Source organism: Nocardiopsis sp. iso_186, assembly GCF_056173365.1.
Genome location: NZ_CM149670.1, coordinates 1,986,233 through 2,012,059, shown reverse-complemented (window position 1 = coordinate 2,012,059; position 25,827 = coordinate 1,986,233). Strand labels below are relative to the sequence as shown.

General features: G+C 68.0%; 23 protein-coding genes and 1 pseudogene. 15 read left to right on the top strand and 9 right to left on the bottom strand.

Translation table 11 applies throughout. The annotated features are described in order from the left end of the window. Positions 1–66: 66 nt before the first annotated feature. The 3 genes from AC0VYP_RS09005 to AC0VYP_RS08995 form a co-directional block, all read right to left on the bottom strand. Positions 67–1,665 (bottom strand): ABC-F family ATP-binding cassette domain-containing protein, encoded by a 1,599-nt coding sequence (locus tag AC0VYP_RS09005; protein WP_475473452.1) that lies wholly within the window; start codon positions 1,663–1,665, stop codon positions 67–69. A gap of 223 nt (positions 1,666–1,888) precedes the next feature. After that, on the bottom strand, positions 1,889–3,172 hold the full coding sequence (locus AC0VYP_RS09000; protein WP_285760407.1) for an AI-2E family transporter: 1,284 nt from the start codon (positions 3,170–3,172) through the stop codon (positions 1,889–1,891). Positions 3,173–3,280: 108 nt separating this feature from the next. Beyond that, the gene (locus AC0VYP_RS08995; protein WP_285760591.1) at positions 3,281–3,688 is read right to left on the bottom strand and encodes a YccF domain-containing protein; all 408 of its coding nucleotides are present in this window, start codon (positions 3,686–3,688) and stop codon (positions 3,281–3,283) included. Positions 3,689–3,926: 238 nt separating this feature from the next. Between AC0VYP_RS08995 and AC0VYP_RS08990 the strand changes: the two genes are divergently transcribed. The 3 genes from AC0VYP_RS08990 (at position 3,927) to AC0VYP_RS08980 (ending at position 5,543) form a co-directional block, all read left to right on the top strand. After that, entirely contained in the window at positions 3,927–4,103 is a 177-nt protein-coding gene (locus AC0VYP_RS08990) for a hypothetical protein (protein WP_285760408.1), read from the top strand. 47 nt (positions 4,104–4,150) lie between these two features. Continuing rightward, positions 4,151–4,792, top strand: a complete 642-nt coding sequence (locus tag AC0VYP_RS08985; RefSeq protein ID WP_285760409.1) for an MBL fold metallo-hydrolase — start codon at positions 4,151–4,153, stop codon at positions 4,790–4,792. Positions 4,793–5,243: 451 nt separating this feature from the next. Then, the gene (locus tag AC0VYP_RS08980; RefSeq protein ID WP_267887221.1) at positions 5,244–5,543 is read left to right on the top strand and encodes a WhiB family transcriptional regulator; all 300 of its coding nucleotides are present in this window, start codon (positions 5,244–5,246) and stop codon (positions 5,541–5,543) included. Between the two features lie 200 nt (positions 5,544–5,743). Here the strand turns inward: AC0VYP_RS08980 and AC0VYP_RS08975 are convergent, their stop codons facing one another. Both AC0VYP_RS08975 and AC0VYP_RS08970 read right to left on the bottom strand, forming a co-directional pair. Then, positions 5,744–7,045, bottom strand: coding sequence for a phosphoribosyltransferase family protein (locus AC0VYP_RS08975; RefSeq protein WP_475473449.1), 1,302 nt, complete (start codon positions 7,043–7,045; stop codon positions 5,744–5,746). 179 nt (positions 7,046–7,224) lie between these two features. Continuing rightward, positions 7,225–7,815 (bottom strand): GNAT family N-acetyltransferase, encoded by a 591-nt coding sequence (locus AC0VYP_RS08970; protein WP_475473447.1) that lies wholly within the window; start codon positions 7,813–7,815, stop codon positions 7,225–7,227. 272 nt (positions 7,816–8,087) lie between these two features. On the opposite strand from AC0VYP_RS08970, the gene AC0VYP_RS08965 reads away from it, so the two are divergent. After that, positions 8,088–9,323 carry an MFS transporter gene (locus AC0VYP_RS08965; protein ID WP_475473445.1) on the top strand — a complete coding sequence of 412 codons (1,236 nt, stop codon included), beginning with the start codon at positions 8,088–8,090 and terminating at the stop codon, positions 9,321–9,323. Here the strand turns inward: AC0VYP_RS08965 and AC0VYP_RS08960 are convergent. Both AC0VYP_RS08960 and AC0VYP_RS08955 read right to left on the bottom strand, forming a co-directional pair. Next, positions 9,320–10,075, bottom strand: coding sequence for an HNH endonuclease family protein (locus AC0VYP_RS08960; protein WP_285760413.1), 756 nt, complete (start codon positions 10,073–10,075; stop codon positions 9,320–9,322). The genes AC0VYP_RS08965 and AC0VYP_RS08960 overlap by 4 nt on opposite strands. 69 nt (positions 10,076–10,144) lie before the next feature. Continuing rightward, positions 10,145–11,359, bottom strand: a complete 1,215-nt coding sequence (locus AC0VYP_RS08955; RefSeq protein WP_475473443.1) for a YihY/virulence factor BrkB family protein — start codon at positions 11,357–11,359, stop codon at positions 10,145–10,147. 534 nt (positions 11,360–11,893) lie between these two features. On the opposite strand from AC0VYP_RS08955, the gene AC0VYP_RS08950 reads away from it, so the two are divergent. The 8 genes and pseudogenes from AC0VYP_RS08950 to AC0VYP_RS08915 all read left to right on the top strand — a co-directional run bounded on the left by AC0VYP_RS08950 (position 11,894) and on the right by AC0VYP_RS08915 (position 21,353). After that, positions 11,894–13,570 (top strand): nitrite/sulfite reductase, encoded by a 1,677-nt coding sequence (locus AC0VYP_RS08950; RefSeq protein WP_475473442.1) that lies wholly within the window; start codon positions 11,894–11,896, stop codon positions 13,568–13,570. Positions 13,571–13,610: 40 nt separating this feature from the next. Continuing rightward, positions 13,611–13,817, top strand: a complete 207-nt coding sequence (locus tag AC0VYP_RS08945; RefSeq protein ID WP_285760416.1) for a hypothetical protein — start codon at positions 13,611–13,613, stop codon at positions 13,815–13,817. Further along, positions 13,814–14,506, top strand: a complete 693-nt coding sequence (locus AC0VYP_RS08940) for a phosphoadenylyl-sulfate reductase (RefSeq protein ID WP_285760417.1) — start codon at positions 13,814–13,816, stop codon at positions 14,504–14,506. Before AC0VYP_RS08945 ends, AC0VYP_RS08940 begins: the two co-directional genes overlap by 4 nt. Then, complete coding sequence (locus AC0VYP_RS08935; RefSeq protein ID WP_475473441.1) at positions 14,488–15,285, top strand: sirohydrochlorin chelatase; 798 nt, start codon at positions 14,488–14,490, stop codon at positions 15,283–15,285. The genes AC0VYP_RS08940 and AC0VYP_RS08935 overlap by 19 nt, the downstream gene beginning before the upstream one ends. 212 nt (positions 15,286–15,497) lie before the next feature. Further along, positions 15,498–17,123: an acyl-CoA dehydrogenase family protein gene (locus tag AC0VYP_RS08930; protein ID WP_285760419.1), complete on the top strand. Its 1,626-nt coding sequence runs from the start codon at positions 15,498–15,500 to the stop codon at positions 17,121–17,123. Positions 17,124–17,318: 195 nt separating this feature from the next. Then, positions 17,319–19,427 (top strand): glycogen debranching protein GlgX, encoded by a 2,109-nt coding sequence (glgX, locus tag AC0VYP_RS08925; protein WP_475474204.1) that lies wholly within the window; start codon positions 17,319–17,321, stop codon positions 19,425–19,427. Positions 19,428–19,612: 185 nt separating this feature from the next. Then, positions 19,613–20,365, top strand: a complete 753-nt coding sequence (locus AC0VYP_RS08920) for a pyrimidine reductase family protein (protein WP_285760421.1) — start codon at positions 19,613–19,615, stop codon at positions 20,363–20,365. Between the two features lie 229 nt (positions 20,366–20,594). Continuing rightward, a pseudogene (locus tag AC0VYP_RS08915) lies at positions 20,595–21,353 on the top strand (GntR family transcriptional regulator). 397 nt (positions 21,354–21,750) lie between these two features. Here AC0VYP_RS08915 and AC0VYP_RS08910 read toward each other — a convergent pair. Then, on the bottom strand, positions 21,751–22,239 hold the full coding sequence (locus tag AC0VYP_RS08910; protein WP_475473440.1) for a hypothetical protein: 489 nt from the start codon (positions 22,237–22,239) through the stop codon (positions 21,751–21,753). A gap of 171 nt (positions 22,240–22,410) precedes the next feature. On the opposite strand from AC0VYP_RS08910, the gene msrB reads away from it, so the two are divergent. The 3 genes from msrB (at position 22,411) to AC0VYP_RS08895 (ending at position 24,403) form a co-directional block, all read left to right on the top strand. Next, positions 22,411–22,833: a peptide-methionine (R)-S-oxide reductase MsrB gene (gene msrB / locus AC0VYP_RS08905; protein ID WP_475473439.1), complete on the top strand. Its 423-nt coding sequence runs from the start codon at positions 22,411–22,413 to the stop codon at positions 22,831–22,833. A gap of 99 nt (positions 22,834–22,932) precedes the next feature. Next, positions 22,933–23,589, top strand: a complete 657-nt coding sequence (locus AC0VYP_RS08900) for a phosphatidylserine decarboxylase (protein WP_475473438.1) — start codon at positions 22,933–22,935, stop codon at positions 23,587–23,589. Continuing rightward, positions 23,573–24,403: a CDP-alcohol phosphatidyltransferase family protein gene (locus AC0VYP_RS08895; RefSeq protein WP_432707492.1), complete on the top strand. Its 831-nt coding sequence runs from the start codon at positions 23,573–23,575 to the stop codon at positions 24,401–24,403. Before AC0VYP_RS08900 ends, AC0VYP_RS08895 begins: the two co-directional genes overlap by 17 nt. An 85-nt stretch (positions 24,404–24,488) precedes the next feature. Here the strand turns inward: AC0VYP_RS08895 and AC0VYP_RS08890 are convergent, their stop codons facing one another. After that, positions 24,489–25,283 (bottom strand): DedA family protein, encoded by a 795-nt coding sequence (locus AC0VYP_RS08890; protein ID WP_285760426.1) that lies wholly within the window; start codon positions 25,281–25,283, stop codon positions 24,489–24,491. Positions 25,284–25,827 lie beyond the last annotated feature (544 nt).

Genomic DNA, 25,827 nt, shown 5'->3' with positions numbered 1-25,827 from the left:
GTTCCCGGGTACGAAAAACCGTGCCGGGGAACCACCTGCGGGACCCGTCCGGCGCTGCGCAGGAGGTCAGGCCAGCGCGATGAGGTCGGCAAACTCGGTGTTCCAGACGTCCTCGACGCCGTCGGGCAACAGGATGACTCTTTCGGGCTGAAGTGCCTCGACCGCGCCCTCGTCGTGCGTGACCAGAACGATCGCGCCCTTGTAGTTGCGCAGCGCGCTGAGGATCTCCTCGCGGCTGGCCGGGTCGAGGTTGTTCGTCGGCTCGTCCAGGAGGAGCACATTGGCACTGGAGACGACCAGGGCGGCCAGCGCCAGCCGGGTCTTCTCTCCACCGGAGAGGACGCTGGCCGGCTTGTCAACGTCGTCGCCGGTGAACAGGAACGATCCCAGCGTGCGACGGGCCTCGACCTCGGGCAGGTCGGGAGCTGCGCTCATCATGTTGGCCAGCACCGAGCGCTCGGTGTCCAGGGTCTCGTGCTCCTGGGCGTAGTAGCCCAGCCGCAGCCCGTGCCCCGGGACCACGCCTCCGGTGTCGGGCTTTTCCACCCCGGCAAGGATCCGGAGCAGCGTTGTCTTGCCCGCACCGTTGAGACCGAGGATGACCACCCGACTGCCGCGGTCGATGGCGAGGTTGACTCCCGTGAAGATCTCCAACGACCCGTAGGACTTGGAGAGCCCTTCAGCGGCGAGCGGGGTGCGACCGCTGGGGGCGGGGTCGGGGAACCGCAGTTTGGCGACCCGGTCGGCGACCCGCTGGCCGGCGACCGAGTTGAGCAGGCGGTCCGCACGGTTGAGCATCTGCTGGGCCGCTTTGGCCTTGCTGGCCTTGGCCCGGAACTTGTCGGCCTGCTTCTGTAGGGCCGACGCCTGCTTCTCGGCGTTGGCCTGCTCGCGTTGACGCCGGCGCTCGTCGGCCTCGCGCTGGGTCTGGTAGGCCTTCCAACCCATGTTGTAGATGTCGATGACGCAGCGGTTGGCGTCGAGGTAGAAGACCTTGTTGACCACGTGTTCGACGAGTTCCACGTCGTGACTGATCACGATGAGCCCGCCCTGGTGGGACTTGAGGAAGTCGCGCAGCCAGACGATGGAGTCACCGTCGAGGTGGTTGGTGGGCTCGTCCAACAGCAGGGTGTCGGCACCGCTGAAGAGGATGCGCGCCAGCTCGACCCGGCGGCGCTGGCCGCCGGAGAGGGTGTGCAACGGCTGCTCCAGGATGCGCTGGGGCAACCCCAGGCTGGTGGCGATCGAGGCCGCTTCGGACTCGACCGCGTAACCGCCCAGCACGTGCAACCGCTCCTCGGCCCGCGCGTAGGCGCGCACCCCTTGGTCGCGGGTCTTGGGAACGTCGCTGGTCATCTTCTGCTCGGCCGCACGCATCGTGCGGAGGACGTCGTCGATGCCACGGGCGGAGAGGATACGGTCGCGCGCCAGGACTTCGAGGTCGCCGGTGCGCGGGTCCTGGGGCAGGTAACCGATACTCCCCGAGGACGTGACCCCACCACCGACCGGCATGCCCTCTCCGGCGAGGACCTTGGTCATCGTCGTTTTCCCGGCTCCGTTGCGGCCGACCAGGCCGATCCGGTCGCCAGGGCCCACCCGGAAGGACGTGGGCTCCAGCAGCAGGCGGGCGCCTACACGGAGTTCGAGGTCAGAAGCAATGAGCATGGGTGATGACGACTTTCTCGCTACGGCGCGCGGGGTGCGTGGAGGGGACGACGGTTCGGCGGCTCAGCCGCTCATGGAGCGGGGACCGCTGTTTGGGGACGTAAGGCTCGTCAGTCCGCAAGACGCACCCCACTACCCTAACCGGTCCGGTAAAGCGGCCGGGCCACCGATCCGTCCACAGGATTCGGTGGCCCGACCGGACGCAACCGGCGGGAGAGGACTGCTACCCGTCCGCCGCGGGGGGTGGGCTGGTGGCCGGACGCGTCGTCGGGGCCGGCGACGCCGCCGGGGCTGCCGGGGCTGCCGGGGCCGCTGTGCCCTGGGGCGACGGGACGGAAGGAGCGGAGGCGCCGAGCACCTGCGCCTCGGCGATCGCGAAGGGCCGGTTGCGCAGCAGCGCGGCCAGGACCGCTGCCACCGGGGTCGCCAGGAACGCACCGGTGATGCCACCGATGATCGAACCGATGGCGATCGCCAGGAGCACCACCGCGGAAGGAAGCTCCAGGGCCTTTCCGTAGACACGGGGGGCGAAGACGTGACTCTCCAACTGCTGTACGGCAACAGTGCCGGCCAGAATGATCAGCGCCACGATCCAGCCTTCCGCGACGAGGCCCACCAGGACCGAGATCAGCCCGGTCAGGAAGGCACCGATGACCGGCAGGAAGGCACCGATGAAGGTCAACACGATGAGCGGCCAGGCCAGGGTGGGGTCGAGGCAGAACAGCAGGACGATGCCGATGCCGATGGCGTCGAACAGACCCACCAGCGCGACCCCGCGCACGTAGCGGCCCATGACGTCGTAACTGACCTCGCCGGCGATCTGGATCGCGCGACGGCTCGGTTGGGGGAACAGTTCGCGCACCCACTTCATCAGCTCGTCGCCCGAGTGCACGAAGTAGACGGTGAGGACCAGGACCAGGATCACGCCGATCAGGACCTCGCCGACCCCGACGGCCACCGCCCAGGTCCCGCTGACCAACTGGCTGCTGTTGCGCTGGATCTCGGCCTGGGCGCTGGCCACCCAGTCACTGACCAGGCGGTCGTTTAATCCCAGCGAGGCGGCGAAGTCCTGCAGCGTGACCACGGCCTGGTTGACGCTGGTGGCGATGCTGTTGAAACCCGAGACCGCCGGCATCACGACGATGGTGACGACGCCGCCGAAAGCGATCAGCGCCCCCAACACGGTGATGGCGGTGGCGGTCCCGCGCCCCATCCCCTTTGACCGCAGCCAGTTGGCGACCGGCATGAGCAGCGCCGTGGCGAAAATGGCGAGGATGATCGGCAGGACCACGACCCGGATGTAGATCGCCCCCCACAACAGCAGGGCGACCACCACCCCGATGACCAAGAGGCGCCAGGCGGCATTGCTGACCGTCTTCAAGAGGTCGTCCTGGTGCACCGGTTCCGGTGTGGGAGCCGGCACCGACTCGGGCGCGGGCACAGCCCTGGTCCGCGCCGCACGACGCTTGCGCGCCGCGGACCACCATTTCGATCGCTTGAATTCCACCTTTTTACCCCTTAAGTCCCACTCGGCCCCGTTTCCCACCGACTGGGTACGGGTCCGAAGCACTCGGACCCGTACCCCTGACCGCGGTCGCTCAAGGACCTATTCGAATCAGATGCCCCATGTGGATCGGTGGGAACCGGAGGGAACGACCTCGTTGCCGAACGGCGCGAGGGCCATCGGAATCATCTTGATCGACGCCCAGGCCATGGGGATACCGATGATGGTGATCGCAAGCGCCGCCGCGGTCGTGATGTGACCGATGGTCAGCCACCAGCCGGCCACGATGATCCAGATGACGTTGCCGACGGTGCTGGCGGTGCCGGCATCATGACGGCGCACCAGGTCGCGGCCGAAAGGCCAGAGCGCGTAAGCGGCCATCCGGAAGGACGCGACACCGAAGGGGATGGTGATGATGAGGATGCAGCAGATGATCCCGGCGATGGCGTAACCAATCGCAAGCCAGAGCCCCGCCACGAACAGCCAGATGATGTTAAGGATTAACCGCAGCAGGCCCACGTTGCCCGACACCTCATTCTTCTTTGGTCTTTGCACGGTCGGCCGACAACGGCGGCGACCGCTCAAGGTCTACTACGTCTGACGGGGACGCGGCGCCACCAGTTCCGGCGCCCATCCCGTACTTCCCCCCTAGGGGAAGCCCTGTTGTCCCGCTTCGTTCCCCTTCCCGGGAAACGCCGGGCCAAAAATCTATTTGCCTCCGGTGTGGCGTCTGTTCGCCATGGGGAGGCCATGCGTCGTGGAGAAGACACGAGAAGCCGAGGTCCTGCTGCCCCTGCCGGCCGATCCGCCGAGGATCTCGACTGCACGCGACTCCGTTGACGCCTCCGTGATGGATGAGTTGCTGCGCCGGGTGAAGCGGACCGGACGGCAGTTGTCCCAGCGCCGGGTGAATAGCGTCGGAGTCGGCGGGTAGGCCACCCGGACCAACGCGGCAGAACGCCGACAGTCAAGGAGGCGGTCATGCGATTGACCAAACTCGGCCACTCGTGCGTGCGTCTGGAGAAAGACGGAGCGACGCTGGTGATCGACCCCGGCTCCTTCAGCGAGGAGGAGGCCGCGGTGGGTGCCGACGTCGTCGCCATCACGCACGAGCATCCCGACCACCTCGACACCGACCGGTTGCGTGCGGCTGCGGCCGCCAACCCGGGGCTGCGGGTGTACGCGCACCCTTCGCTCGCCCCGCACCTGCTCCCTCTCGGGGTGACCCACCTGGGCGTGGAGTCGGGCGACCGCTTCGAGGTCGAGGGGTTCGACGTCCAGGTGCACGGGGAGCGGCACGCTGTCATCCACCCCGATATTCCGGTCGTACCCAACATCGGGTTTCGGATTGATACCCCTACCGGCGGGGTGTTCCATCCCGGCGACGCCTACACCGTTCCCGACGATCCGGTCGGCACACTCCTGGTCCCGCTGCACGCCCCCTGGATGAAGTCCGCGGAACTCATCGACTACGTCCGCGCGGTCGGGGCCAGACGGAGTGTCGCCATCCACGACGGGCTGCTCAACGAGAACGGGATAGCCGTCTACGGACGCAATCTGGCCATGACCGGCAGCGACGCGGGATACGAACGACTGTCGCCCGGAGAGAGCAGTGAGGTGTGAGCGCCATCGGCGACAAGGATGTGACCGGCGTATCAACACAGACCTCTGGCCAGAGACCGAAAACCCCCCTAGGATGTTCCTTATCCGTCCCGTCAGGGGTGGATCACGTATTTCTGCCGTAAACCATGACAGGTACCCGGTTCGTCCAGTGCCCTAATCTAGTTTTCGGTAACGGTTCAGCGAGGAATTTCCCTACCCCCCGTGCGCGATCGGGAGCGGGGATGGCATGATTACGTACCGGCCCGCAGGGAGAGCGTCTTCCGCCTCCTCGGCCCGTCGCGTGAGCGCCCGCCGATTCGGCGGATCTGCGCCAGCGTGGTCTCAACCACACGGGGAACACCGAAGCACAGCACGGCGTTAACACCGTGCTGGGCGACTCACGTAGCTTTGCCCAGTTTGATCATCAGCTTGCACATAGCTTACTAGCGATTTCAGTAGAGGTGGTTCAACCATGTCTCAGGTACGTCGGCAGGCCGCGCTGCGCCCCCGCCCGAGCTGGGGGTGGCAGGATGCCGCCGCGTGCCGGGGCGAGGACCTTGTGCTCTTCTTCGGCCCGGATGGCGAACGCCAGCCGGAGCGGGAGATTCGCGAGCGCAAGGCCAAGGAGATCTGCGCTCACTGCCCCGTCCGCACCGAATGTCTCGACTACGCGATCTCGCGTCCCGAGAAGTACGGAACGTGGGGCGGGCTCAACGAAGACGAGCGCGCGTCCGAGCGCCGGCGTCGTATGCGCCGCGCCAACGCAGCCTGATCCCGCCTCGCCCCCGGCGAGAATCGCGGCGCTGAGCACCCGCCCCCTTTGGGTGGCTCGGCAAGGACCGGCAAGGCACGTTCCCTAACGGACCTCCCCCGGCAACAACTCAGTATCCGGCCCGATCGGCCGTTCCCCGCGGCGCCCCGACGTTTCCTCGTCGAGGGCGCCGCGGTGTCGTCCAGCCACCGGTACCCCCGTCAGAGAGTGCGCCGGAACCACTCCGCGGCCCGCTCTCCCACCGAGCGCCATTCCTCCGAGTGGTCGAGCAGCTGTTCGGCGCCCGGAAGTACGACCAGCTCGTAGGGCGCCCCCAACCGGCCCAACGCCCACTCGGCGAGTTCCCGGACGAACGGGTCCGCCCCCCGCACCATGATCAGCGCCGGGGAGCGGACCTGCGAAAGCGCGTCACCGGCCAGGTCGATCCGGCCACCGCTGAGCACCAGCGCTCCCACGTCGTGCGGCAGCCGGGCCGCGGCCACCAGAGCCGCCGGCGCCGCGGTGCCGATGCCCAGCAGACCGACCGGGCCGCCGGCCACGGTGGTGGCCCGACGCAACCAGCTCACCGCGGCCGCCAATCGGTCCCCCAGCACAAGGGGGCCTGCCCCGCTTCCGCCGTTGGCCGCCTCGTTGCGCTCTGCGGGGGTGAGAAGGTCGAGCAGCAGGGTGGCGTACCCGCTTTGGCGCAGGACCGTGCCGATGGCACGGTTGTAGGGACTGCCCCTGCCGTGCCCGACCCCGCACACGACCGCCCCGCGGATGGCTGCCGGCAGGGTGAGGTCGCCGTCCAGGTGCCGGTCGTGCACCTGGACACGAACAGCACGCTCGGTCTGCCCCGTGGAGTCGGCGTCGCGCAACTCGGTCAGCACGGCAGTGACGTGGCCGTCGCCCACCTGGGTGAAATCGCGGTACCACTCCCCCACCGCCCGAAAGTTCTCCGGAACGGCCAGCGCGACAACCTGGTCGGCCTCCGGTTGCAACAGGGTGAGCGCCCGGGGCGCGATGACCGGGACCGCGAGGAAGAGCCGGGCCGGGCACTGACGACGCACCATGCGCAGTGCGGTTCGGGCGGTGCCACCGGTGGCCGCACCGTCGTTGACGACGATGACGTCGCGGCCGGTGAGTCTGGGCGCCTGTCTGTCTCCCCGATAGACCTCCAGGCGGCGTCCGAGTTCGACGCGCTCGGCACCGACCACATCGGCCAACTGCCCACGGGACAGGCGCAGCCTCGACAACGTGCCGTCGTCGTAGCAGACGTGCCCGTCTTCGGCGAGGGCTCCGACTCCGGCCTCAGGGCGGCCCGGCAGACCGATCTTGCGCACTACCAGGACGTCCAATGGAACGGATAATCGCCTGGCCAGTTCCGCACCCACCGGCACCCCACCGCGCGGCAGCGCGATCACGACCGGGTCGGTTTCGGCAAGGGCGCCCACCCGTTCGGCGAGCAGTCGTCCGGCCTCTGCCCGGTCGGCGAACGGCAGTGATACGGGTAGTGGACTCACGGCAACCACCGCACAACTCGGCTCTGCACGGAAAACGTGCCTACCGGCATACCCGTTGAAGTCGCCGGACCAACCACGACGGAGCGGCCGATCCGCCCGGGGAACCATCAGTACGGTTGTCGGCCCTTGCCCCGGCCCGCGACGCGCGTTTTCCGAAGCGCTACCGGCCGGCCGTCGAATCAGAGGCCCTGACCGGCGACCGCTCGTCCGCCGTCTTTTCGCGGGTCGTCACGCAGGACCGACATCAGCAGTGCGTCGTGGCGACGGCCTTCCCACAGCAGCGCGTCGCGCATCCGCCCTTCGACGGTGAAACCACAGGAGAGATAGGCGGCGATGGCGCGCATGTTGAACGCATAGACACGAAGCCAGACCCGGTGGAGTCCGATCCGGTCGAAGGCGTAGTCGAGCAACAGGCGGGTCGCCTCCTTGCCGAGACCACGACCGGTGAACTCGATCGCCGAGAGCGCGATGCGGTAGGCCGCGCTCTCGTTGTTGACATCAACGCTCATAAGGGACAGTTCACCGAAGAACCTGCCGCTGTGCTGCTCGATGATCGCCAGGTCCAGCCGGTCGGCCTGCGCGTCGCGGGTGGCGCACCAGTCCTCGGCCTCCTTCCGGTCGAGGAACCGATGGGTGCCGGTCAACCTCCGAACCTCGGGGTCCAACGTCGAGGCGTGAAAGACCTCAGCGTGCTCCTCGGTCAGCGGTACCAGTCGAACGTGCTCGCCGGCCAGTACCGGCTTCTCGCGCAGTGCGGTCATGTCGATCATCGGTACGAGGCTCCGGTCGTCCGGGGGGAAGCAGGTCCGGGAGTTCATATTTAGAGGGGGTGAAACCGATTCCGCAACTTCATGTGAAGGATTAGGGTCGGAAGGTCGTCAGCAGCTCCGGGCGGTCCGTATCCCATCGGCAGGGGAGCGCTCACAGCCTAAGCGTTTGTACCGAAGCTGCCCCGGTCATCGACCCGAGGGGATGAGCGAGTGCCCGCACAGTCCGCCGATGGTGCAATCCAGGCCCCCGCAGGATCCGCCGAGGGAGAACGGTGACCGGCGTTCAGCGCACAACGGCGCCACCCGATGCCCAGGCGCAGCGGGCCAGGACCTCCGTGCTCGCACTGTTCGCGATCAACGGTTTCACCTACACCAACGTGGTGCCCTGGCTGCCGATCATCAAGGACCGGTTGGACCTGTCCAACGCCGCACTGGGGACCGCGATCGCGGCGATGCCGTTGGGCGCGGCGTTGACCGGAATGGTGGCGGGACCGCTCATCGCACGGTTTGGCAGCGGCCGGGTCGCGGTCGCCTCCGGAATCCTGGCCGCGTGGACGCTGCCGGTCGTGGCGCTCGCTCCGTCCTGGGGGGTACTGGCCACGGCGCTCTTCGTGCTGGGGTGCGGCGACACCTGGGGCGACTCCGCGATGAACGCCCACGGGTTGCGGGTGCAGAGGCGCTATGCGCGCACCATCATCAACACCTTCCACGCGGTCTGGAGCATCGCGGCGGTTGCGGGCGGACTCCTGGGCGTCCTCATGGCCGGGCTGGGAATACCCATCGTCGGACACTTGACGGGCGTCGCCGTGACGCTGACCCTGGCGTCGTTGGTGGCGGCGCAGTTCCTGCTGGGCGGCGCCGAGCACAGCGAACGGGCCGACGGGGCCACCACGGTGCGGGGCCGACGATGGCGACTGCCTTCAGGGGCACTGGGCCTGCTGATGGCGCTGAGCGTCCTGCTGATGCTCTCGGGCGCGATCGAGGATGCGGCGGCTTCCTGGGGCGCGGTCTACATGCGTGACGAACTCTCCGCGACCGCTTTCCTGGCCGGACTGCCCTTCGTCGCCTGCCAGGCGATGATGACGCTGGGCCGCCTGGTGGGCGACCGGCTCACCGACGCGTTCGGAGCGGTGACGGTGGCCCGGAGCGGCCTTCTGCTGTCTGCGGTCGGGCTCGGCCTCGCACTGGCCGGTGGCGGCCAGATGCTGACGATCGTCGGGTTCGGTCTGTGCGGACTGGGGGTGGCTCCCCTCTTTCCGCTCGCGTTGGCCGCGGCCGGTGAGATCCCGGGCGTGCGCAGCGGTGACGGCGTGACCGTGGTGGCGTGGTTGGCCAGGCTGGGATTCCTGGCCTTCCCGCCCCTGATCGGCGCCATCGGTGACCTGTCGTCGCTACGCGTGGGCCTGCTGGCGGTTCCGGTGGCCGGCCTGGTCGCTGCGTGCCTGGCCTGGAGTCTGCGTCCACGCACAGCGGTTCCGGGCCGGCTCCCGGGTGACGGCTCCGGCTAGGAGGCGCAGGTGTCGAGCATTTCGGTCAGTCCGTCGTGGTCGGCTGTGGAGACAGGGAGTTCGTAGCGATGGCTCACGTCCACGTATGCCACGGCATAGGAGCAGCGGTACCCCTCGTAGGGCTGCCATTCCCCGGGACCGGAGTCGCTCTTCTGCCGGTTGGCGGGACCGTCGGAGGCCAACAGGTTGCCGAAGTCGTTGGCGAACTCCACACGCCGGTCGCGATCCCACTGGTCGGCTCCCATACGCCAGGCCAGTGAGAGCGGCACCACGTGATCGATCTGCACCGCCTGGGGGTCCTGGCTGCTGAACTCGATGCTCTGGCCGGTGTAGGGGTCGTCCAGTGTGCCGCTGTGCACCTTGCAGTCGGGGGCGATATCGGTGTCGGTGAGGTCGCGGGCGAGCACGTCGTTGCGGGTGGAGCAGCCGTTCTTGTCGGTGTCGATCCAGCCGCTGCCGAACTCGCTGCGTTCGTAGTCGCCGCGGGGTGCGGGCTCGGTGATCTGGAGGGCGGCCAACTGCTCGCGGGCCTGCTCCGCATCGGCCTCGGTGGCCGGTCCCTGCTGCTCGGTGCTGCCACCGGAACCGCCCTGGCCCTCCTGGCCGCTGAGGTCGCGGAAGACATCGATGACGTTGTTGCCGGTGAGGAAGGCAACCAGGAGTGCGGCCACCGCCAGCGCAGCGATGGAGGCGACCAGGCCGGTGATGGTGGACTTCGGGGACTTGGGGGGCTTCTTGGTCGATCGCGCCATTTTGCTCTCTTCGCCCGCCCGGGTCGGGGCGGGGTCGTGGGGGGATACTCGTCGGGTCGGGGTCGGGGATCAGTGGTCCTCGGTGGTGCGCGATGCGATGGTCGCACTCTCACCGGCAGGCCGGGCAACAGGGACGGCGGGCGCGGGACAGGCAGCGACGTCATCGGGGACGGGGCGGTCGGGGGCGTCCTCTCGGCCAACAGCACCGGTGTCCACGGGGGGCGCTCCGTCGGTCACCGTCTCGCCGGGGGTGTCATCGTTGCCGTTGTTGCCTTTCTTGGCTTCCGTGCTCTCGGCAAGGCTCTGTAGCGCCTCCTCCCGGTAGCGCACGTTGCGCACGGCCCAGGCATGCCGGCGGGCAGCGATCTCGGCGCGGGCCTCAGCGGTTGTGGGGGTGGGCCACATCGCGTCGATCTCGGCGTTGAGGGAGGAGCCGATCAGGATCGCCAGCGCCATGACGTACAGCCAGGCCATGATCGCGATGGGGGCGGCCAAGGAACCGTAGATGCTCACCTGGCCGAACGAGACGTCCAGGTAGACCCGCAGGCCGACCGAGCCCAGCAGCAGGATCAGCATCGCGAGGATGCCGCCGGGCAGGTGGCGCCATAGCGGGGTGCGCACCGGGACGCTGACCGTGTAGAGAGTGACGATGCAGACCAGCAGGAGGATGCCGACGGCCGGCCAGTAGGCCAGGCGCAAGGGCTCGTCAAGGAAGGGCAGCAGGCGGCGGATGAGGTCGGGACCGGCGACCAGGACCGGCAACACGAGCAGCGCGAACAACAGTCCGCCCAGGTAGGCCAGGAAGGCGAGCCCGCGGTGATGGATATAGCCGCGCACATCGGCCAGTCCGTAGGCGATGGTGATCGACTCGATGAAGACGCTCATGGCCCGCGACCCCGACCACAGCGACACCAGGAAGGTCAGCGAGATGATCCCGCCCTGGACACCGCCGAGGAAGTCGTTGACCAGGGGTGCCACCAGGGAGTCCACGGTTTCGCTGGTCAGGACCCGGGCGGCCAGGTCGAGGATCCAGACCCGGATCTCCAGAACGGTGTCGGCGCCGAGCACCGAGCTGTAGTAGCCGAGGGTGCCCAGCAGTCCAAGCAGGAGGGCCGGCAGCGACAACAGGGTGAAGAATGCCGATTCGGCGGCGAGCCCCAGGACACGCACCCGAATGACCGACTTGACGGTACGCACGACGAGTGTGCCGGCCGCGCCAGTACGCGGATGGCGGTCACGCGCGTCCTCCGCGGCCTGGCGGATCCGGTCCGAGATGCGTCGCACAGGTCAAAGCTACTGTTCGAACCGGCACAGGGCGGGCCCTACACGGCACAGGCTATGGATTCACACCGTTTCGATGGCGAACCGTGACCACTGCGCCACATATCCCACTCAATCAGTCAGTTAAAGGTAGTTAACGTGACGCGGCTCACTGTCGAGCCGGGACGCCCATGCCTGGACAAAGGTTTCTCCGGCATGTCATTGTCGTTCCTATGACTGCTGCTATCGACCCGATGCTCTGCGTGCGCCGGCACGTGGACTTCCTTCGGGTCCGCAGCGCCATCTGTCGCAACGTCGGTTGATTCCACGCCAGCTTTGTAGCTATTTCCGCCCTATACGGGGCCAGCTCAGCGCCGACGTTGCTCTCGCTCTCTCGCTTCCTCCCTGCCACGCGCACAATGACGTCCACGGTACGGGAGCCCTGCGGGATGCACGTCTTCTGGGCCGGTCCACAACCCGCACCGCCGGCCGCGCTCCCGGGTACCAGCCCTCGACCCGCGGCTCGGTTGACACCCAGAGACTTCGGAGGACCCCGCGATGCCTCCCGCATCAGCAGCGACCGCCCGTCCCCGCCGCGGCGAGGGCCAATGGGCCCTCGGCTACCGTGAACCGCTGAACAAGAACGAGGAGAACAAGAAGAACGACGACGGACTCAACGTCCGCGATCGGATCATCAACGTCTACTCCAAGCGGGGCTTCGACTCCATCGACCCGGCCGATCTGCGCGGCCGGTTCCGCTGGTTCGGTCTCTACACCCAGCGCGCACCGGGCATCGACGGCGGCAAGACCGCGGTCCTGGAACCCGAGGAGCTCGACGCCCGCTACTTCATGCTGCGCGTGCGCATCGACGGCGGTCAGCTCAGCGTCGCCCAGCTGCGGGCCGTGGCCGAGGTCTCCACCGCCTACGGGCGCGACACGGCCGACATCACCGACCGCCAGAACGTGCAGTTGCACTGGGTGCGGGTCGAGGACGTGCCTGCCATCTGGGACCGGCTGGAGTCGGTGGGACTGTCCACGATGGAGGCGTGCGGCGACACCCCCCGGGTGATCCTGGGCTGTCCACTGGCCGGAATCGCCGAGGACGAGATCATCGACGGTACGCCGCAGATCCAGAAGATCTACGACGACTACATCGGCTCCCCCGAGTTCTCCAACCTTCCGCGCAAGTTCAAGACCCTCATCAGCGGCAACCCGTTGACCGCCGACACCCGACTGATCAACGACATCTCCTTCATCGGCGTCATCGGCCCCGACGGCGCCCCGGGGTTCGACCTGTACGTGGGCGGGGGCCTGTCCACGAACCCGATGCTGGCCAAGCGGCTGGGGACCTTCGTACGCCCCGAGCAGGTGCCCGAGGTCTGGGCCGGAGTCTGCGGCATCTTCCGCGACTACGGCTACCGCAGGCTGCGCCACCGCGCCCGCATCAAGTTCCTGATCAAGGACTGGGGGGCCGAGAAGTTCCGCGAGGTACTGGAGAAGGAGTACCTCGGCTACGCGCTGGCGGACGGCCCCGACTCCGGTATCGCCGAAGGTTCGCTGCGCGACCACGTGGGCGTGCACCGCCAGCAGGACGGCCGGTTCTACGTCGGATTCGCCCCGCGGGTGGGGCGGGTCTCGGGAACCCTCCTGGACCGAGTCGCCGATATCGCCGAGGCACACGGGTCGGACCGCATCCGTACGACCACCGACCAGAAACTGGTCGTCCTCGACATCGACGAGGACCGGGTCGAGTCGATCGTGGCGGCGCTGGAAGCCGAGGACCTCCAGGTCCGGCCCAGTACCTTCCGCCGTCAGACGATGGCCTGCACGGGCATCGAGTTCTGCAAGCTCGCCATCGTCGAGACCAAGGGGCGGGCGATGACCTTGATCGAGGAGCTGGAGCGACGGCTCCCGGAGTTCGCCGAGCAGCTGACCATCAACGTCAACGGCTGCCCGAACTCCTGCGCGCGCATCCAGGTGGCCGACATCGGGCTGAAGGGCCAACTGGTCACCGACTCCGCGGGCAACCAGGTCGAGGGCTACCAGATCCACTTGGGCGGCAGCCTGGGCCTGGAGACGGCCGGGTTCGGCCGCAAGGTACGCGGGCTCAAGGCCACCGCCGAGGAACTGCCCGACTACGTCGAGCGGGTGTTGCGCCGTTTCCTGGCGCAGAAGCAGGAGGGCGAGGCGTTCGCGACCTGGGTGACCCGAGCCGAGGAGGCGGACCTCAAGTGAGTACCGGACACCGAACGGACCGCGCGGAGGTGGCCCGCCGATGAGCGAGCGAGCCGCACCCTACTACTGCCCTTACTGCGGTGACGAAGACCTGGAACCGCACGAGGGGGACGGGGAGAAGGGATCAGGCTATGCCTGGGCCTGCGCCTCGTGCGCCCGCGTGTTCCGGGTCAAGTTCGTGGGCCTTCGTGCCGCTGCCATCGCCGAGGCGGGACGCGCTACACCGACGCTGGAGGAGAACGCATGAACGTCACACTGGACGGCGCCGCGCTGGCAGCCGGGGCCGCGGCCGAGCTAGAGGAGGCCAGCGCCCAGGAGATCATCCGGTGGGCGTCGGAGACCTTCGGCGACCGGCTGTGCATGACCTCCTCGATGGCTGACGCCCTCATGGTGGACCTGGTCTCCAAGGTGGTGCCCGGGATCGACGTCATCTTCCTGGACACCGGCTACCACTTCGCCGAGACCCTCGGCACCCGGGACGCGGTCAAAGCGATCTACCCGATCAACCTGGTCAACGTGGAGCCGCTGCGCACCGTGGCGGAGCAGGACCGCGACCTGGGTCCGCGCCTGCACGGACGCGACCCCAACATCTGTTGTCACCTGCGCAAGGTCGAACCGCTCAAGCGCGCGCTGGAACCGTACGACGCGTGGCTGAGCGGGTTGCGCCGCGCGGACTCCACGACCCGGCGCGACGTGGGCGTCGTGCAGTGGGACAAGCGCAAGAAGATGGTGAAGGTCAACCCGATCGCGCGGTGGAGCAAGGAGGACGTGGACTCCTACATGACCGAGCACGGTGTGCTGGTCAACCCGCTGCAGTACGACGGATACCCCTCGATCGGGTGCGCACCGTGCACCCGGCGTGTCGAGGAGGGGGCCGATCCCCGCAGCGGGCGCTGGGCGGGGACGGGCAAGACGGAATGCGGTATTCACCTGTGACCGGCGGCAACACCCGTCCGGTCCCGGAGCGGGCACCACTGATCGCGGTGGCACATGGCAGCCGGGACCCGCGTTCGGCCGCCGCCGTGGAGGCGCTCTTCGCCCGGGTGCGCCGACTGCGGCCGGGACTGGACGTGCGGGTGGCCTACCTGGACCACGTCTCCCCCGATCCCGGGACCGCGGTGGCGACGCTGGCCGCCCAGGGTGCGGGAGAGGTCGTGGTGCTGCCGGCCCTGCTGACGGCGGCCTACCACAGCAAGGTGGACCTGCCCCGGGTCCTGACCCGGGTCCGTACGGCCTACCCGTGGCTCAAGGTCCGCTACGCCGACACCCTGGGGCCTGATCCACTGCTGCTGGCGGCGGTGGAGCGGCGGCTCGCCGAGGCGGGTGCGACGGCGGGGCCCGACACCGCGCTGGTGCTGGCATCAGCCGGTTCCAGCGATGCGGGCGCCAACGCGGTGGTCACCGAGATGGCGCGTCGGCTGGCCGAGCGGGGGGACTGGGGTGCGGTGCGCCCGGCCTTCGCCTCCGCGTCCGCTCCCACTCCCGGTGAAGCGGTGGAGCTGCTGCGCACACAGGGTGCGGGTCGGGTCGCGGTGGCCACCTACCTGTTAGCACCGGGTTTCTTCGCCGATCGGGTGGCACAGCAGGCGGAGGCGGCCGGCGCGGTGGTGGTGTCGGACGCGTTGGGCGACTGCCCGGAACTGGCCGAGATCGTCGTTGCGCGTTACGACGCGGCGCTGCGTCCGGTACCGGCCTCGGGCTGCGCGACGCGCTGATCCGGTCCCGCGTGCGCCCGGTTCCCTCATGGGGCCGGGCGCACGGCTGTTTCCGCCCCACCGCACCGACCGGGAGGGCAGTGCACGGCGGACCGGCGTCGGCGCAGGAGCAGGGACAGGGACAGAAAATGAATTCGATTCATTTTCATCGCCGCCCCCTCCGACTAGGGTGGAAAGCACGCCAGGACCGGCCGGAAGGGAAGCCAGCAGCCATGCCCCCCACGCACGAGGTGTTCAATCAGCCCTCCCCCCTGGAGGACTACGACGTCGCCGACGACGCCGCGCTGACCGAGGGGATCGAACGCGAGGGCGCGGGGTGGGCGGCCGGTGAACTCTCCGAGCTCGGAAAGCTGGCCGGGAGTGCTGCGGCGCACGGATGGGCCGAGCAGGCCAACGTCAACGAACCGGTGCTGCGCACCCATGACCGCTACGGCAACCGCATCGACGAGGTTGACTTCCACCCCGCGTGGCACGTCCTCACCGACACGGCAGTGGCGCACGGCCTGCACGCCGCCCCGTGGGCCGAGGACCGGCCCGGGGCGCACGTGGCTCGGGCCGCCAAGTTCTTCGTGTGGAGCCAGAACGAGGCCGGCCACGGATGTCCGATGTCCATGACCTACGCCGCGATCCCGGCTCTGCGCCACTCCCCCGGACTCGCCAAGCAGTTCGAGCCGCTGCTGACCGCACGCTCCTACGACTTCGGGCTGCGGCCTCCCCACACCAAGCAGGGGCTACTGGCAGGCATGTCGATGACCGAGAAACAGGGCGGTTCCGACGTCCGGGCGGGCACCACCCAGGCAGTGCCCGCTCCTGACGGCACCTACCGGTTGCGCGGCCACAAGTGGTTCACCTCCGCTCCGATGGGCGACCTCTTCCTGACGTTGGCCCAGTCCCCCGAGGGGCTGGGGTGCTTCCTGGTGCCGCGAGTACTGGAGGACGGTTCCCGCAACGCCCTCGTCATCCAGCGTCTCAAGGACAAACTCGGCAACCGTTCCAACGCATCCGCCGAACTGGAGTACGACGGGGCGCTGGCCTGGCCGGTCGGCGACCCGGAGCACGGGGTGCGCACGATCATCGAAATGGTCAACAGCACAAGGCTGGACTGCGTGATCGGTTCCGCGGCCGGAATGCGCGCGGCGCTGGGCCAGGCCGTGCACCACACGAGCCAGCGGTACGTTTTCGGCCGGGCACTGCTGGAACAGCCACTGATGCGCAACGTACTGGCCGACCTCGCGCTGGAGTCGGAGGCCGCCACCACCCTGATGCTGCGCCTGGCCGGCTCGACCGATCGCGCCATCGGCGGCGACGCCGAGGAGATCGCCTTTCGGCGCCTTGCCGTGGCGGTGGGCAAGTTCTGGGTGACCAAGCGCCAGGCACCGCACGTCGCCGAGGCACTGGAATGCCTGGGTGGCAACGGCTACGTGGAGGAGTCGGGGATGCCGCGACTGTTTCGCGAGTCGCCACTCAACTCGATCTGGGAGGGGGCGGGCAACGTGGCGGCACTGGACGTGCTGCGTGCGATAGAGCGCGAACCCGACAGTATCGCGGCGTTGCTGGCCGAACTCGACCTGGCAGCCGGAGGCGACATCCGCCTGGACGCAGCGGTCACCCGCCTGCGCGCGGAGCTCGCCGATACGGACGGCATCAAGTACCGCGCGCGCTCAGTGGTGGAACTGATGGCGCTGTGCCTGCAGGGAGCCCTTCTGGTACGCCATGCACCCCCGGCAGTCGCCGATGCCTTCGTCGCATCCCGCCTCGGTGACGGGCGCGGCCACGTTTTCGGGACGCTGGACCGGGCAGCCGACGTCGGAGCGATCATCGACCGGAACCGGCCATGACCGCACCGGGAAACCTTCGCCATCATTCGCGGATTCACAGCAGCCCGAATTAGCCGGCATCGGGTTTTTGCGAGCATTCATCCGCGCCTTCTCAGCACAATCGGGTGTCGATAACCCAACGCAGGCATAGACCGCACGCTATAGCGGAACAACCAGGTCCGTCCGCACCCGCGCATTGCAGAGAGAAACGTGTCCATGGTGGAAGTCTGGCCCGGTACCTCTTATCCGCTCGGTGCAACCTATGACGGCTCCGGAACCAATTTCTCCTTGTTCTCGGAGATAGCCACCGGTGTCGAGCTGTGCCTGTTCGACGAGGACGACACCGAGACACGGATCGTGCTGACCGAGAAGGACGGCCACGTCTGGCACGGCTACCTGCCGGGCGTGGGCTCGGGGCAGCGCTACGGCTACCGGGTGCACGGGCCGCACGACCCCTCCCGCGGTCTGCGCTGCAACCCGGCCAAACTGCTGGTGGACCCCTACGCCAAGGCGATCGACGGCCGAATCGACTGGCACGACTCGCTCTTCGACTACCACTTCGACGACCCCGCCAAGGTCAACACGCGCGACAGCGCACCGTATCTGCCCAAGTGCGTGGTCATCAGCCCGTTCTTCGACTGGGGCAACGAACACCGCCCCAACGCGCCCTACCACGAGACGGTGATCTACGAGGCGCACGTGCGGGGGCTGACCATGCGCCACCCCGGCGTGCCCGAGTCCCTGCGCGGGACCTATGCCGGCCTGGCCCACCCGGTCATGATCGAGTACCTGAAGTCGCTGGGGGTGACCGCGGTCGAGCTGATGCCCGTGCACCACTCCCTGCCCGAACACGCCCTGGTGGCACGCGGCCTCACCAACTACTGGGGCTACAACACCCTGGCCTTCCTGTCCCCCGACAGCGGGTACGCGGCCACGGGAACGCGCGGCGAGCAGGTGCAGGAGTTCAAGGCCATGGTCAAGGCCCTGCACGAGGCCGACATCGAGGTGATCCTCGACGTGGTCTACAACCACACCGCCGAGGGCGACCACATGGGACCGACCCTGTCGCTGCGCGGTATCGACAACCTCAGCTACTACCGGGTACGCGATGACGACCAGCGCTACTACCTGGACTACACGGGTTGCGGCAATTCGCTGAACGCCCGGCACCCGCACTCGTTGCAGCTGATCATGGACTCGCTGCGCTACTGGGTGCTGGACATGCACGTGGACGGGTTCCGCTTCGACCTCGCCTCGGCGCTGGCCCGGGAGTTCCACGACGTCAACCGGCTCAGCACGTTCTTCGACATCGTGCAGCAGGACCCGGTGATCTCGCAGGTCAAGCTGATCGCCGAACCGTGGGACGTCGGGCCCGGCGGCTACCAGGTCGGCAACTTCCCGCCGCTGTGGACCGAGTGGAACGGCAAGTACCGCGACACCGTGCGCGACTTCTGGCGCGGTCATCCGGTACTGCCCGAACTCGCCTCCCGCATATCGGGCTCCTCCGACCTCTACCAGGCGGACGGTCGGCGCCCGGTCGCCTCGATCAACTTCGTGACCTGCCACGACGGTTTCCCGCTGGCGGACCTGGTGTCCTACAACGACAAGCACAACGAGGCCAACGGCGAGGACAACCGCGACGGCACCGACGACAACCGGTCCTGGAACTGCGGGGTCGAGGGCCCCACCGACGACCCCGGGATCCTGTCGTTGCGCCGCCGTCAGGTGCGCAACCTCCTGGCCACACTGTTCTGTTCGCAGGGCGTGGTCATGTTGTCCCACGGCGACGAAATCGCCCGCACGCAGGGCGGCAACAACAACGCCTACTGCCAGGACAACGAGATCGCCTGGATGGACTGGAAGCACGCGGAGAAGCAGGAGGACCTGCTGGAGTTCGTGCGTACGCTGTCCCACCTGCGCCGTGCCCATCCGGTCTTCCGGCGCCGACGATTCTTCCAGGGCGTGTCGCCCAACGGCGACGAACTCCGCGACATCGCGTGGCTGCGGCCCGACGGCGCGATCATGAGCGACGACGACTGGGGCAACGGGCAACAGGCGCTGGGGATCTTCCTCAACGGCGACGCCATCACCGAGCCGGACCCCACCGGGCGCAGGGTGCACGACGGCTCCTTCCTGCTGCTGCTCAACGCCGGGGCCACTGACGTGGCGTTCACCGTGCCGGACAAGAGCTACGGCACCGCGTGGGAGACGGTGCTCGACACCGCCGATCCCGATATCAGCGACCGGCCGTTCGCTCTGCCGGACGGCACCGTGACAGTGATCGACCGCGCCTTCCTGATGCTCAAACGCGTGTCCGAGGGCTAGTGGGCGCCCCTGGGAACACCGGGGCAGAGTGTCTGCGGCGGGGAAGGGGCACCGGTTCCGTACCGGCGCCCGGCCCGCGGGAGACAGGGACGGGTGAAGGAGAACGGCCCGAAAACGCGCCACGCCGGGCGGGTAGGGCGTCCCAATCGCAGGTGGCGATGGTCGAGGCTCTAATCTCAGGGACCATGAGTTCCCCAACTCCGCCGCGCTTTCGGCGGCTCCTCCCCGACGCGTGCGACGACTTCGACCTCGTGGCGGGCTACGCCTATCCGGACGGGCTCTCCGCCCCCTGGTTGCGGGCCAACATGGTTACCAGCACCGACGGGGCCGCCTGGGGGCCCTCCCAGCGCAGCCGGGACCTCTCCGGCCCCGCCGACCGCGCGCTCATGGGAGTCCTGCGCGGACTCGCCGACGTGGTGCTGACCGGTGCGGGTACCGCACGGGCAGAACGCTACCGTCCGGTGCGCCCCCGCGAGGTATGGGACCGGTTGCGCACCGGCCGACCCGCCACCCCGCGCATCGCGGTCGTGACGCGCGGCCTCGACCTGGAGCCGGAACTGTTGCGCGATGCTCCCGACGACGCGCGGACCATCGTCTTCACCACCGAGAACTCCCCGCGGGAGCGCAGGATCGCCGCGGCCGAGCACGCGGACGTCGTCGTCGCCGGGGAGGAGTCGGTCGAGCCTGCGGCAGTATTGGCCGCTCTGGGCGATCGTGGCCTGCACCGGGTACTGACCGAGGGCGGCCCCCGGCTCCTGGGCGAGTTGACGGGGGCGAATCTTCTGGACGAGTTGTGCCTGACCATGAGTCCCACGCTGGCAGGCCCCGGAGCAGATCGGATCGTCACCGGTGGCCCCCGGCCGGAGGTGCAGCGGATGTGTCTGGCCGCGCTCGCAGAGGCCGAAGGGTCGCTGTTCCTGCGCTACACCAGACCCTGACCGCTCACGACGGGCAGGACGCACAGTCGCACGTGTGGACACGCCGTACGCGGCCGGGCACGCCCCGTCCGCCCAGTCGGCGAACCGTCCCGATAACTTGGCTGCCGACACAAAGCCAAATTATCTCCGAGATCACTCAAATTCGGATAACCGCAATTTAGGCATGAAGCGGCTATTGATCGGACATACCGGATGTATGAGTCTCGCGCTTGTCGAGAGGATGAACTGAGTGCTGACGCCCGAAAACGACTCCCCGCCGGTCTACCGAGAAATAGCTGACACACTGCGCATCGCGATCGCCTCAGGGGAGCTTTCCGACGGAGACCGCATCCCAGGCGAGAACGAGCTGATGAAACGGCACGGAGTCGCTCGCGCGACAGCACGTCAGGCGCTTTCGGTCCTCATCAACGAGGGAATCGCGGTAGCCGTGCGCGGTTCGGGCGTATATGTGCGCGGCTTCAGTCCGCTGGTGCGACACGGTTGACGACGCCTGTCGAAAGAGCTGTGGAGCACGGGCCGCGCCATCTGGGGAGCCGATACCGCCGAACGGCCTTTTGCCACCGACAGTGTCACCGTGAGCGAGATGCGCGCGCCCGCCCACGTGGCACGCGCCCTCGACCTGGACGAAGGCGACAGGGTCCTGCGGCGGCGGCGCCGTTACCGCTTGGACGACCGGCCGATGCAGCTGGCGACCTCTTACCTGCCGGCCGAGCTCGTAGCGGGAACTTCGGTGACCCGTCCAGACACCGGCCCCGGCGGAATCTACGCCCGCCTGGCCGAATTGGGGCAGGCTCCGGCTCACTTCACCGAGGAGATCCGGGTTCGCATGCCCTCCCCCGACGAGCGCACGAAGCTCTCCCTCTCCCCGGGGACTCCGGTCATGCACGTCATGCGGGTTGCGTTGACGAAGGAACACCGCGCGGTGGAACTCAACGAGATGACATTGGACGGTTCGGCGTACGTCCTCCAATACGACTTCGACGCGTGAGCCGACCCCGTGGTCGCCGCACGGACACCGGACTCGACATACGGGCATGGCCGCATTCCGTCGTCGGACGTCACGGGTTCGCCGAACGCTACCGTTCTGTGACACACGGGCGTTACGGTGAAGCTGGATTAACCGTTGGCCCTTCGCTGGTCAGTGTGTTCACGCGTCGGTGGAAATTCGGAACATGTCATCCAGGCAACCGTGACACACCCCAGCAAACGGACACAGAGCCACATAAAGGTTGACTAGCCGGCGCTTGTGTGTCGATATGGAGCAATCGGCTCTCTAGAGAACCACCTCGTGTGCCGCTTTTCTCGTGCCACGAGGGAGGAGCCGTGCGCGGCGGGCCGGGGAGGACGGCCCCGGCCCGCCGCCACGAGCCGGGACGCCGTCCCCGTCAGGCCGACCGATTCTTCGCGTGTCGTGTTTCGCCGCGCCGACGGTGCGACGCGAACACCAGGTACCCCAGACCGAGGAACGCGGCACCCACCGCGACCCCGCCGACCACGGCCGGCGCGTCGTGAGGCGTGGTCGCCATCCACCCCGCCAGGGAGAACCCCAGCAGCACGGCGACGACCAGCGCCCCCAACCCGGTCAGGACGGCGGTGGCCAGAAGCGCACCGTCATCCATCGGCCGAGGACGCGCCGGCACCCGCTGGGCGACGACCGTCCTGGCTCCCGCGGCCAACGAAGCCGCCAAGGCGGCACCGGAGGCCACGGCGGTGGCGCCCGGAACCGAAACCGACCGTGCCGCGATCCCCGCGGTGCGCACCCGCACCACCGCACGATCGGTCTGGTGTTCCATCCACATGCGGCCGTAGCGCATCCACCCCACGCGAAGCGGTTGACGACAACCCATTGACTGCTGGTACGTGACCATGGTCATCACTCCCGCTCTCGCTCTGCCCCTGAGGCCCTACCCCATGGTTTCGGGGACGAACTCCCCAAGAGCGAAGAAAGAGACAGGAAACTCCCATGACTGCTTTACCCCGAGTGCCCGATATATCGCAGAGGGTGTTCCTGCGCAGGGAAACGGAAACCAGGTAGCGTCAATGACATGGACGAATCACAAGCACAGGTAGAACGGACCGAGGAGGAGTGGCGCGAACGACTCGATCCACAGGCCTTCGCGGTGCTGCGCCAGGGTGCCACCGAACGGCCGTGGAGCGGGGAATACGTGTTGACCGCGACCACCGGCGTCTACCGCTGCCGGGCGTGCGGCGCGGAATTGTTCCGCTCAAGCGAAAAGTTCGAGTCGCACTGTGGGTGGCCGAGCTTCTATGATCCCGCGGAGAGCTCAGCGGTAACTCTGCATCAGGACCAAACCCTTGGCATGATACGTACCGAGGTCCGCTGCTCCCGATGCGATTCCCACCTGGGGCACGTCTTCCACGGAGAGGGCTACCCGACCCCGACCGACGACCGCTACTGCATCAACTCCGTATCCTTGACCCTGGAGCCGGACGACGCAGTGCAATAGCATCCTCTTCTGCATCGGGTGTGCGGGCGCGCCCGCGACCTCTTCTTCTTCCCGAAGGTCCTTGACGCCTCTTCCCGGCATCCTCAACGAAAGCTCGCAATGACCCACGACCATCACGCAGCCCCCTCCTCCCGACCACTTGTGAGAATGGCCCGGGGCTCAGCGCCCTGGCTCGTGCCGGCTGTCGCAGCAGCCGGTGTCGCCGTACTCGCAAGCCGCGGCTCGGCCGTTCGAACGGCCGTGGCCGTCCCCGTGGTTGGGCTGGCCGCCGGGATGGCGTGGTTCTTCCGCGACCCCGATCGCGGCCCCGCAAGCGGACGGTTCATCTCCGCCGCCGACGGCGTCGTGCAGAGCATCGACCCCCAGCCCGACGGCAGGACCAGGGTCGCGGTGTTCATGAATCCACTGAACGTCCACGTGAACCGGGCTCCCCTCGCCGGCGTGGTGACCAGTATCGAACACCGCCCCGGGGGCTTCCGACCGGCTTTTGACAAGGACAGCGAACGTAATGAACGCGTCATCTGGACCTTCGACACCGAAATGGGCGAAGTCACGGTCATTCAGATCGCGGGGGCGATGGTCCGCCGCATCGTCCCGTATCACGCGGTCGGGCAGAAGGTCGAACAGGGCGAAAGGATCGGGCTCATCCGGTTCGGGTCGCGCGTCAACGTCTACCTCCCCGCGGGTATTGCTCCTGCCGTGGAAATCGGGCAAAAGGTCCGCGCCGGAGAAACCCGTCTTGACCGCGACTCCTGAGCAGATCCTCCCCGCCTCCGTGGCGGTCGAGGCGACGCCCAGGATGCGCTTGGCGGTGGCCGACTACTTCACCCTCGGCAACGCCCTGTGCGGCTTCATGGCGGTGTGGCAACTGGCGGCGGCGCAGATGGCACACATCTCGGCCGGCGCGGAAGGTCCGCTTCAGCGCAACGCCGTGGCCGTCTCGGTCATCCTGCTCCTCATCGCTGCTGCCTGCGACCTTTTCGACGGTCGGGTCGCCCGCAAGCTGGGCGGCAGTGCGATGGGCGCGGAACTGGACAACCTGGCCGATGTGATCAGCTTCGGGTTCGCCCCTGCGTTCTTCGTGGTCACGTGGGGGGCGCTCAGCGACCGGACCGACGCCGCCGCCTCGGTGCTGCCGATTGTCGCTGCCGCGGCCGTACTGCTGGCGGTTGTGGTCCGGCTGGCCCGTTTCTCGTGCCAGGCTCCGGGTGAGCGCTACTTCACCGGCCTGCCCAGTCCCTTCGGCGCGATGGCGGTCATCGTGATCGTGGTGCTGCACCCACCGCTGTACCTGGGGGTTGCGGCAATCCTGCTCGTGGCCTGGCTGATGATCAGCCAGGTGCGCTACCCCAAGCCGCGCGGACGGGTCGCCTACGCCGTTCTCGGCGCGATCATGGCGGGGGTGGCCTGCCTCGCCGCCTGGGCCATGAACGCCCCCGGCGGCGAACTGTTGCTCTACTCGGGCTCCGGGCTGATGCTGACGCTGACGCTTCTCGCCCCGGTCTACCTGGTGACGGTTCGTCGCAATGCCCGCCGCCGGGACGAGGACGCCCGTCGCGTCGAGGTGTAGACGTTCTGGCTGTGCGTGCGCAAGGGCCGCTCCCCCGTCGGGGAGCGGCCCTTCGTCATCGGGTCGCGGACGCGTCGTGCGTGCCCTAGTCGCGCCGCGGCGGGTGGGGCTGGTTCATCGGGGGCTCCTGCGGAAACGGAGCGGTCGGGGCGGTCTCCGCCGTGGGCGCGACGGCGGCAGCACTCGAACCGGCCTTGCGGGCCTTGAGGATCTTGCGCAGACGCACGACGACGAACCACAGCATGAGCACCGCGATGATGGCGAGTACGACGTTGCTGATCACGCCGCTCCACTGCACCAGGATCGGCTCGATGGCCGGTCCGAACACGTAGCCCAGGCCGATCCAGAGGCTGTTCCACACTGCGCTGCCGATAACGGTGTAGGCGGAGAACTTCACCAGTGGCATGCGCTCGATACCGGCAGGAACGGAGATGAAGCTGCGTACGAGGGGCACGCAGCGTCCCAACAGCACCGCCAGGCCACCGAATCGGGCGAAGAAACGCTCGGCCTTGTAGAAGTCCTCGATCTCCAGCAAAGGGGTCTTCTGAACCAGCCACATGGTGCGCTCACGGCCCAGGAGCGCACCGATGCCGTAGAAGGCCCAGGAGCCGACGAGACAGCCGATGGTGGCCCACAGGATGGCCAGCCAGACGTTCATGTGACCGGCGTAGGCCAGGAAACCCGCTCCGGGGAGCACCGCTTCACTGGGCATCGGGGGGAAGAAGGTCTCGATCACCAGGGCGAGGCCCACCCCGGGTTCGCCCAGGGTGGTCATCAGGCTGAGGACCCAGCCGATGAACCCCTCGTATTGGTGGGAGGGGTCGATCGCCGGATCGACGGTGCCTGCGGCAAGGGAGAGGGACCATTCCAGCGGTGCCATGTTCCTCATTGTCTCTGTGCGGCCGGAAAAAGGAAGATCGCGAGACCGAACCTCTGGCAAAGAGTGCGGGAATACGGAGCCGGCGTGTCCCTGGCTCGTAACAACCCGGGAACGCAGCGGCTCGTCTTGGCCGCAGCACGACGGGATTTACCGGAAGGCGTCGTGTCACGACGCCCGGCAGCGGTCTCAAGCGACTGCGCGAATGGTACTGCGATCGCTGTGAACTCCGGGTAAGGACAACCGGACCGTTCGGGCGGGGCGAGGCGTGGGCAGGCCGATGCGCCACGGGCTTCCCGGACCCCGACGTGTACTGGCCGGATCAGGCCGTGACGGCAGCGCCGTTGTCGTCGCCGCTGGCCACGGTCCTGTTGCACGATCACCGCGCGGCAAGGCGCCGCTGCTGCGACACAGCAGGGTTGCACGAGTGGAACCCGTCCCGGGAAAATCCACTCCGAGGCCGGCTCCGGCGGGATTTCGTGTGCTCGCCGACCTCTACCGCACACCCGGTCGGTCGGGGGCGGACCTCACCGACCCCCAAGTGAGC

Coding starts and splice junctions, on each gene's coding strand:
- AC0VYP_RS09005 (WP_475473452.1), bottom strand. CDS start 1,665: ATGCTCATTGCTTCTGACCTCGAACTCCGTGTAGGCGCCCGCCTGCTG.
- AC0VYP_RS08985 (WP_285760409.1), top strand. CDS start 4,151: ATGCGATTGACCAAACTCGGCCACTCGTGCGTGCGTCTGGAGAAAGAC.
- AC0VYP_RS08980 (WP_267887221.1), top strand. CDS start 5,244: ATGTCTCAGGTACGTCGGCAGGCCGCGCTGCGCCCCCGCCCGAGCTGG.
- AC0VYP_RS08970 (WP_475473447.1), bottom strand. CDS start 7,815: ATGATCGACATGACCGCACTGCGCGAGAAGCCGGTACTGGCCGGCGAG.
- AC0VYP_RS08960 (WP_285760413.1), bottom strand. CDS start 10,075: ATGGCGCGATCGACCAAGAAGCCCCCCAAGTCCCCGAAGTCCACCATC.
- AC0VYP_RS08950 (WP_475473442.1), top strand. CDS start 11,894: ATGCCTCCCGCATCAGCAGCGACCGCCCGTCCCCGCCGCGGCGAGGGC.
- AC0VYP_RS08945 (WP_285760416.1), top strand. CDS start 13,611: ATGAGCGAGCGAGCCGCACCCTACTACTGCCCTTACTGCGGTGACGAA.
- AC0VYP_RS08940 (WP_285760417.1), top strand. CDS start 13,814: ATGAACGTCACACTGGACGGCGCCGCGCTGGCAGCCGGGGCCGCGGCC.
- AC0VYP_RS08935 (WP_475473441.1), top strand. CDS start 14,488: ATGCGGTATTCACCTGTGACCGGCGGCAACACCCGTCCGGTCCCGGAG.
- AC0VYP_RS08930 (WP_285760419.1), top strand. CDS start 15,498: ATGCCCCCCACGCACGAGGTGTTCAATCAGCCCTCCCCCCTGGAGGAC.
- glgX (WP_475474204.1), top strand. CDS start 17,319: ATGGTGGAAGTCTGGCCCGGTACCTCTTATCCGCTCGGTGCAACCTAT.
- AC0VYP_RS08920 (WP_285760421.1), top strand. CDS start 19,613: ATGAGTTCCCCAACTCCGCCGCGCTTTCGGCGGCTCCTCCCCGACGCG.
- AC0VYP_RS08910 (WP_475473440.1), bottom strand. CDS start 22,239: ATGACCATGGTCACGTACCAGCAGTCAATGGGTTGTCGTCAACCGCTT.
- msrB (WP_475473439.1), top strand. CDS start 22,411: ATGGACGAATCACAAGCACAGGTAGAACGGACCGAGGAGGAGTGGCGC.
- AC0VYP_RS08900 (WP_475473438.1), top strand. CDS start 22,933: ATGACCCACGACCATCACGCAGCCCCCTCCTCCCGACCACTTGTGAGA.
- AC0VYP_RS08890 (WP_285760426.1), bottom strand. CDS start 25,283: ATGGCACCGCTGGAATGGTCCCTCTCCCTTGCCGCAGGCACCGTCGAT.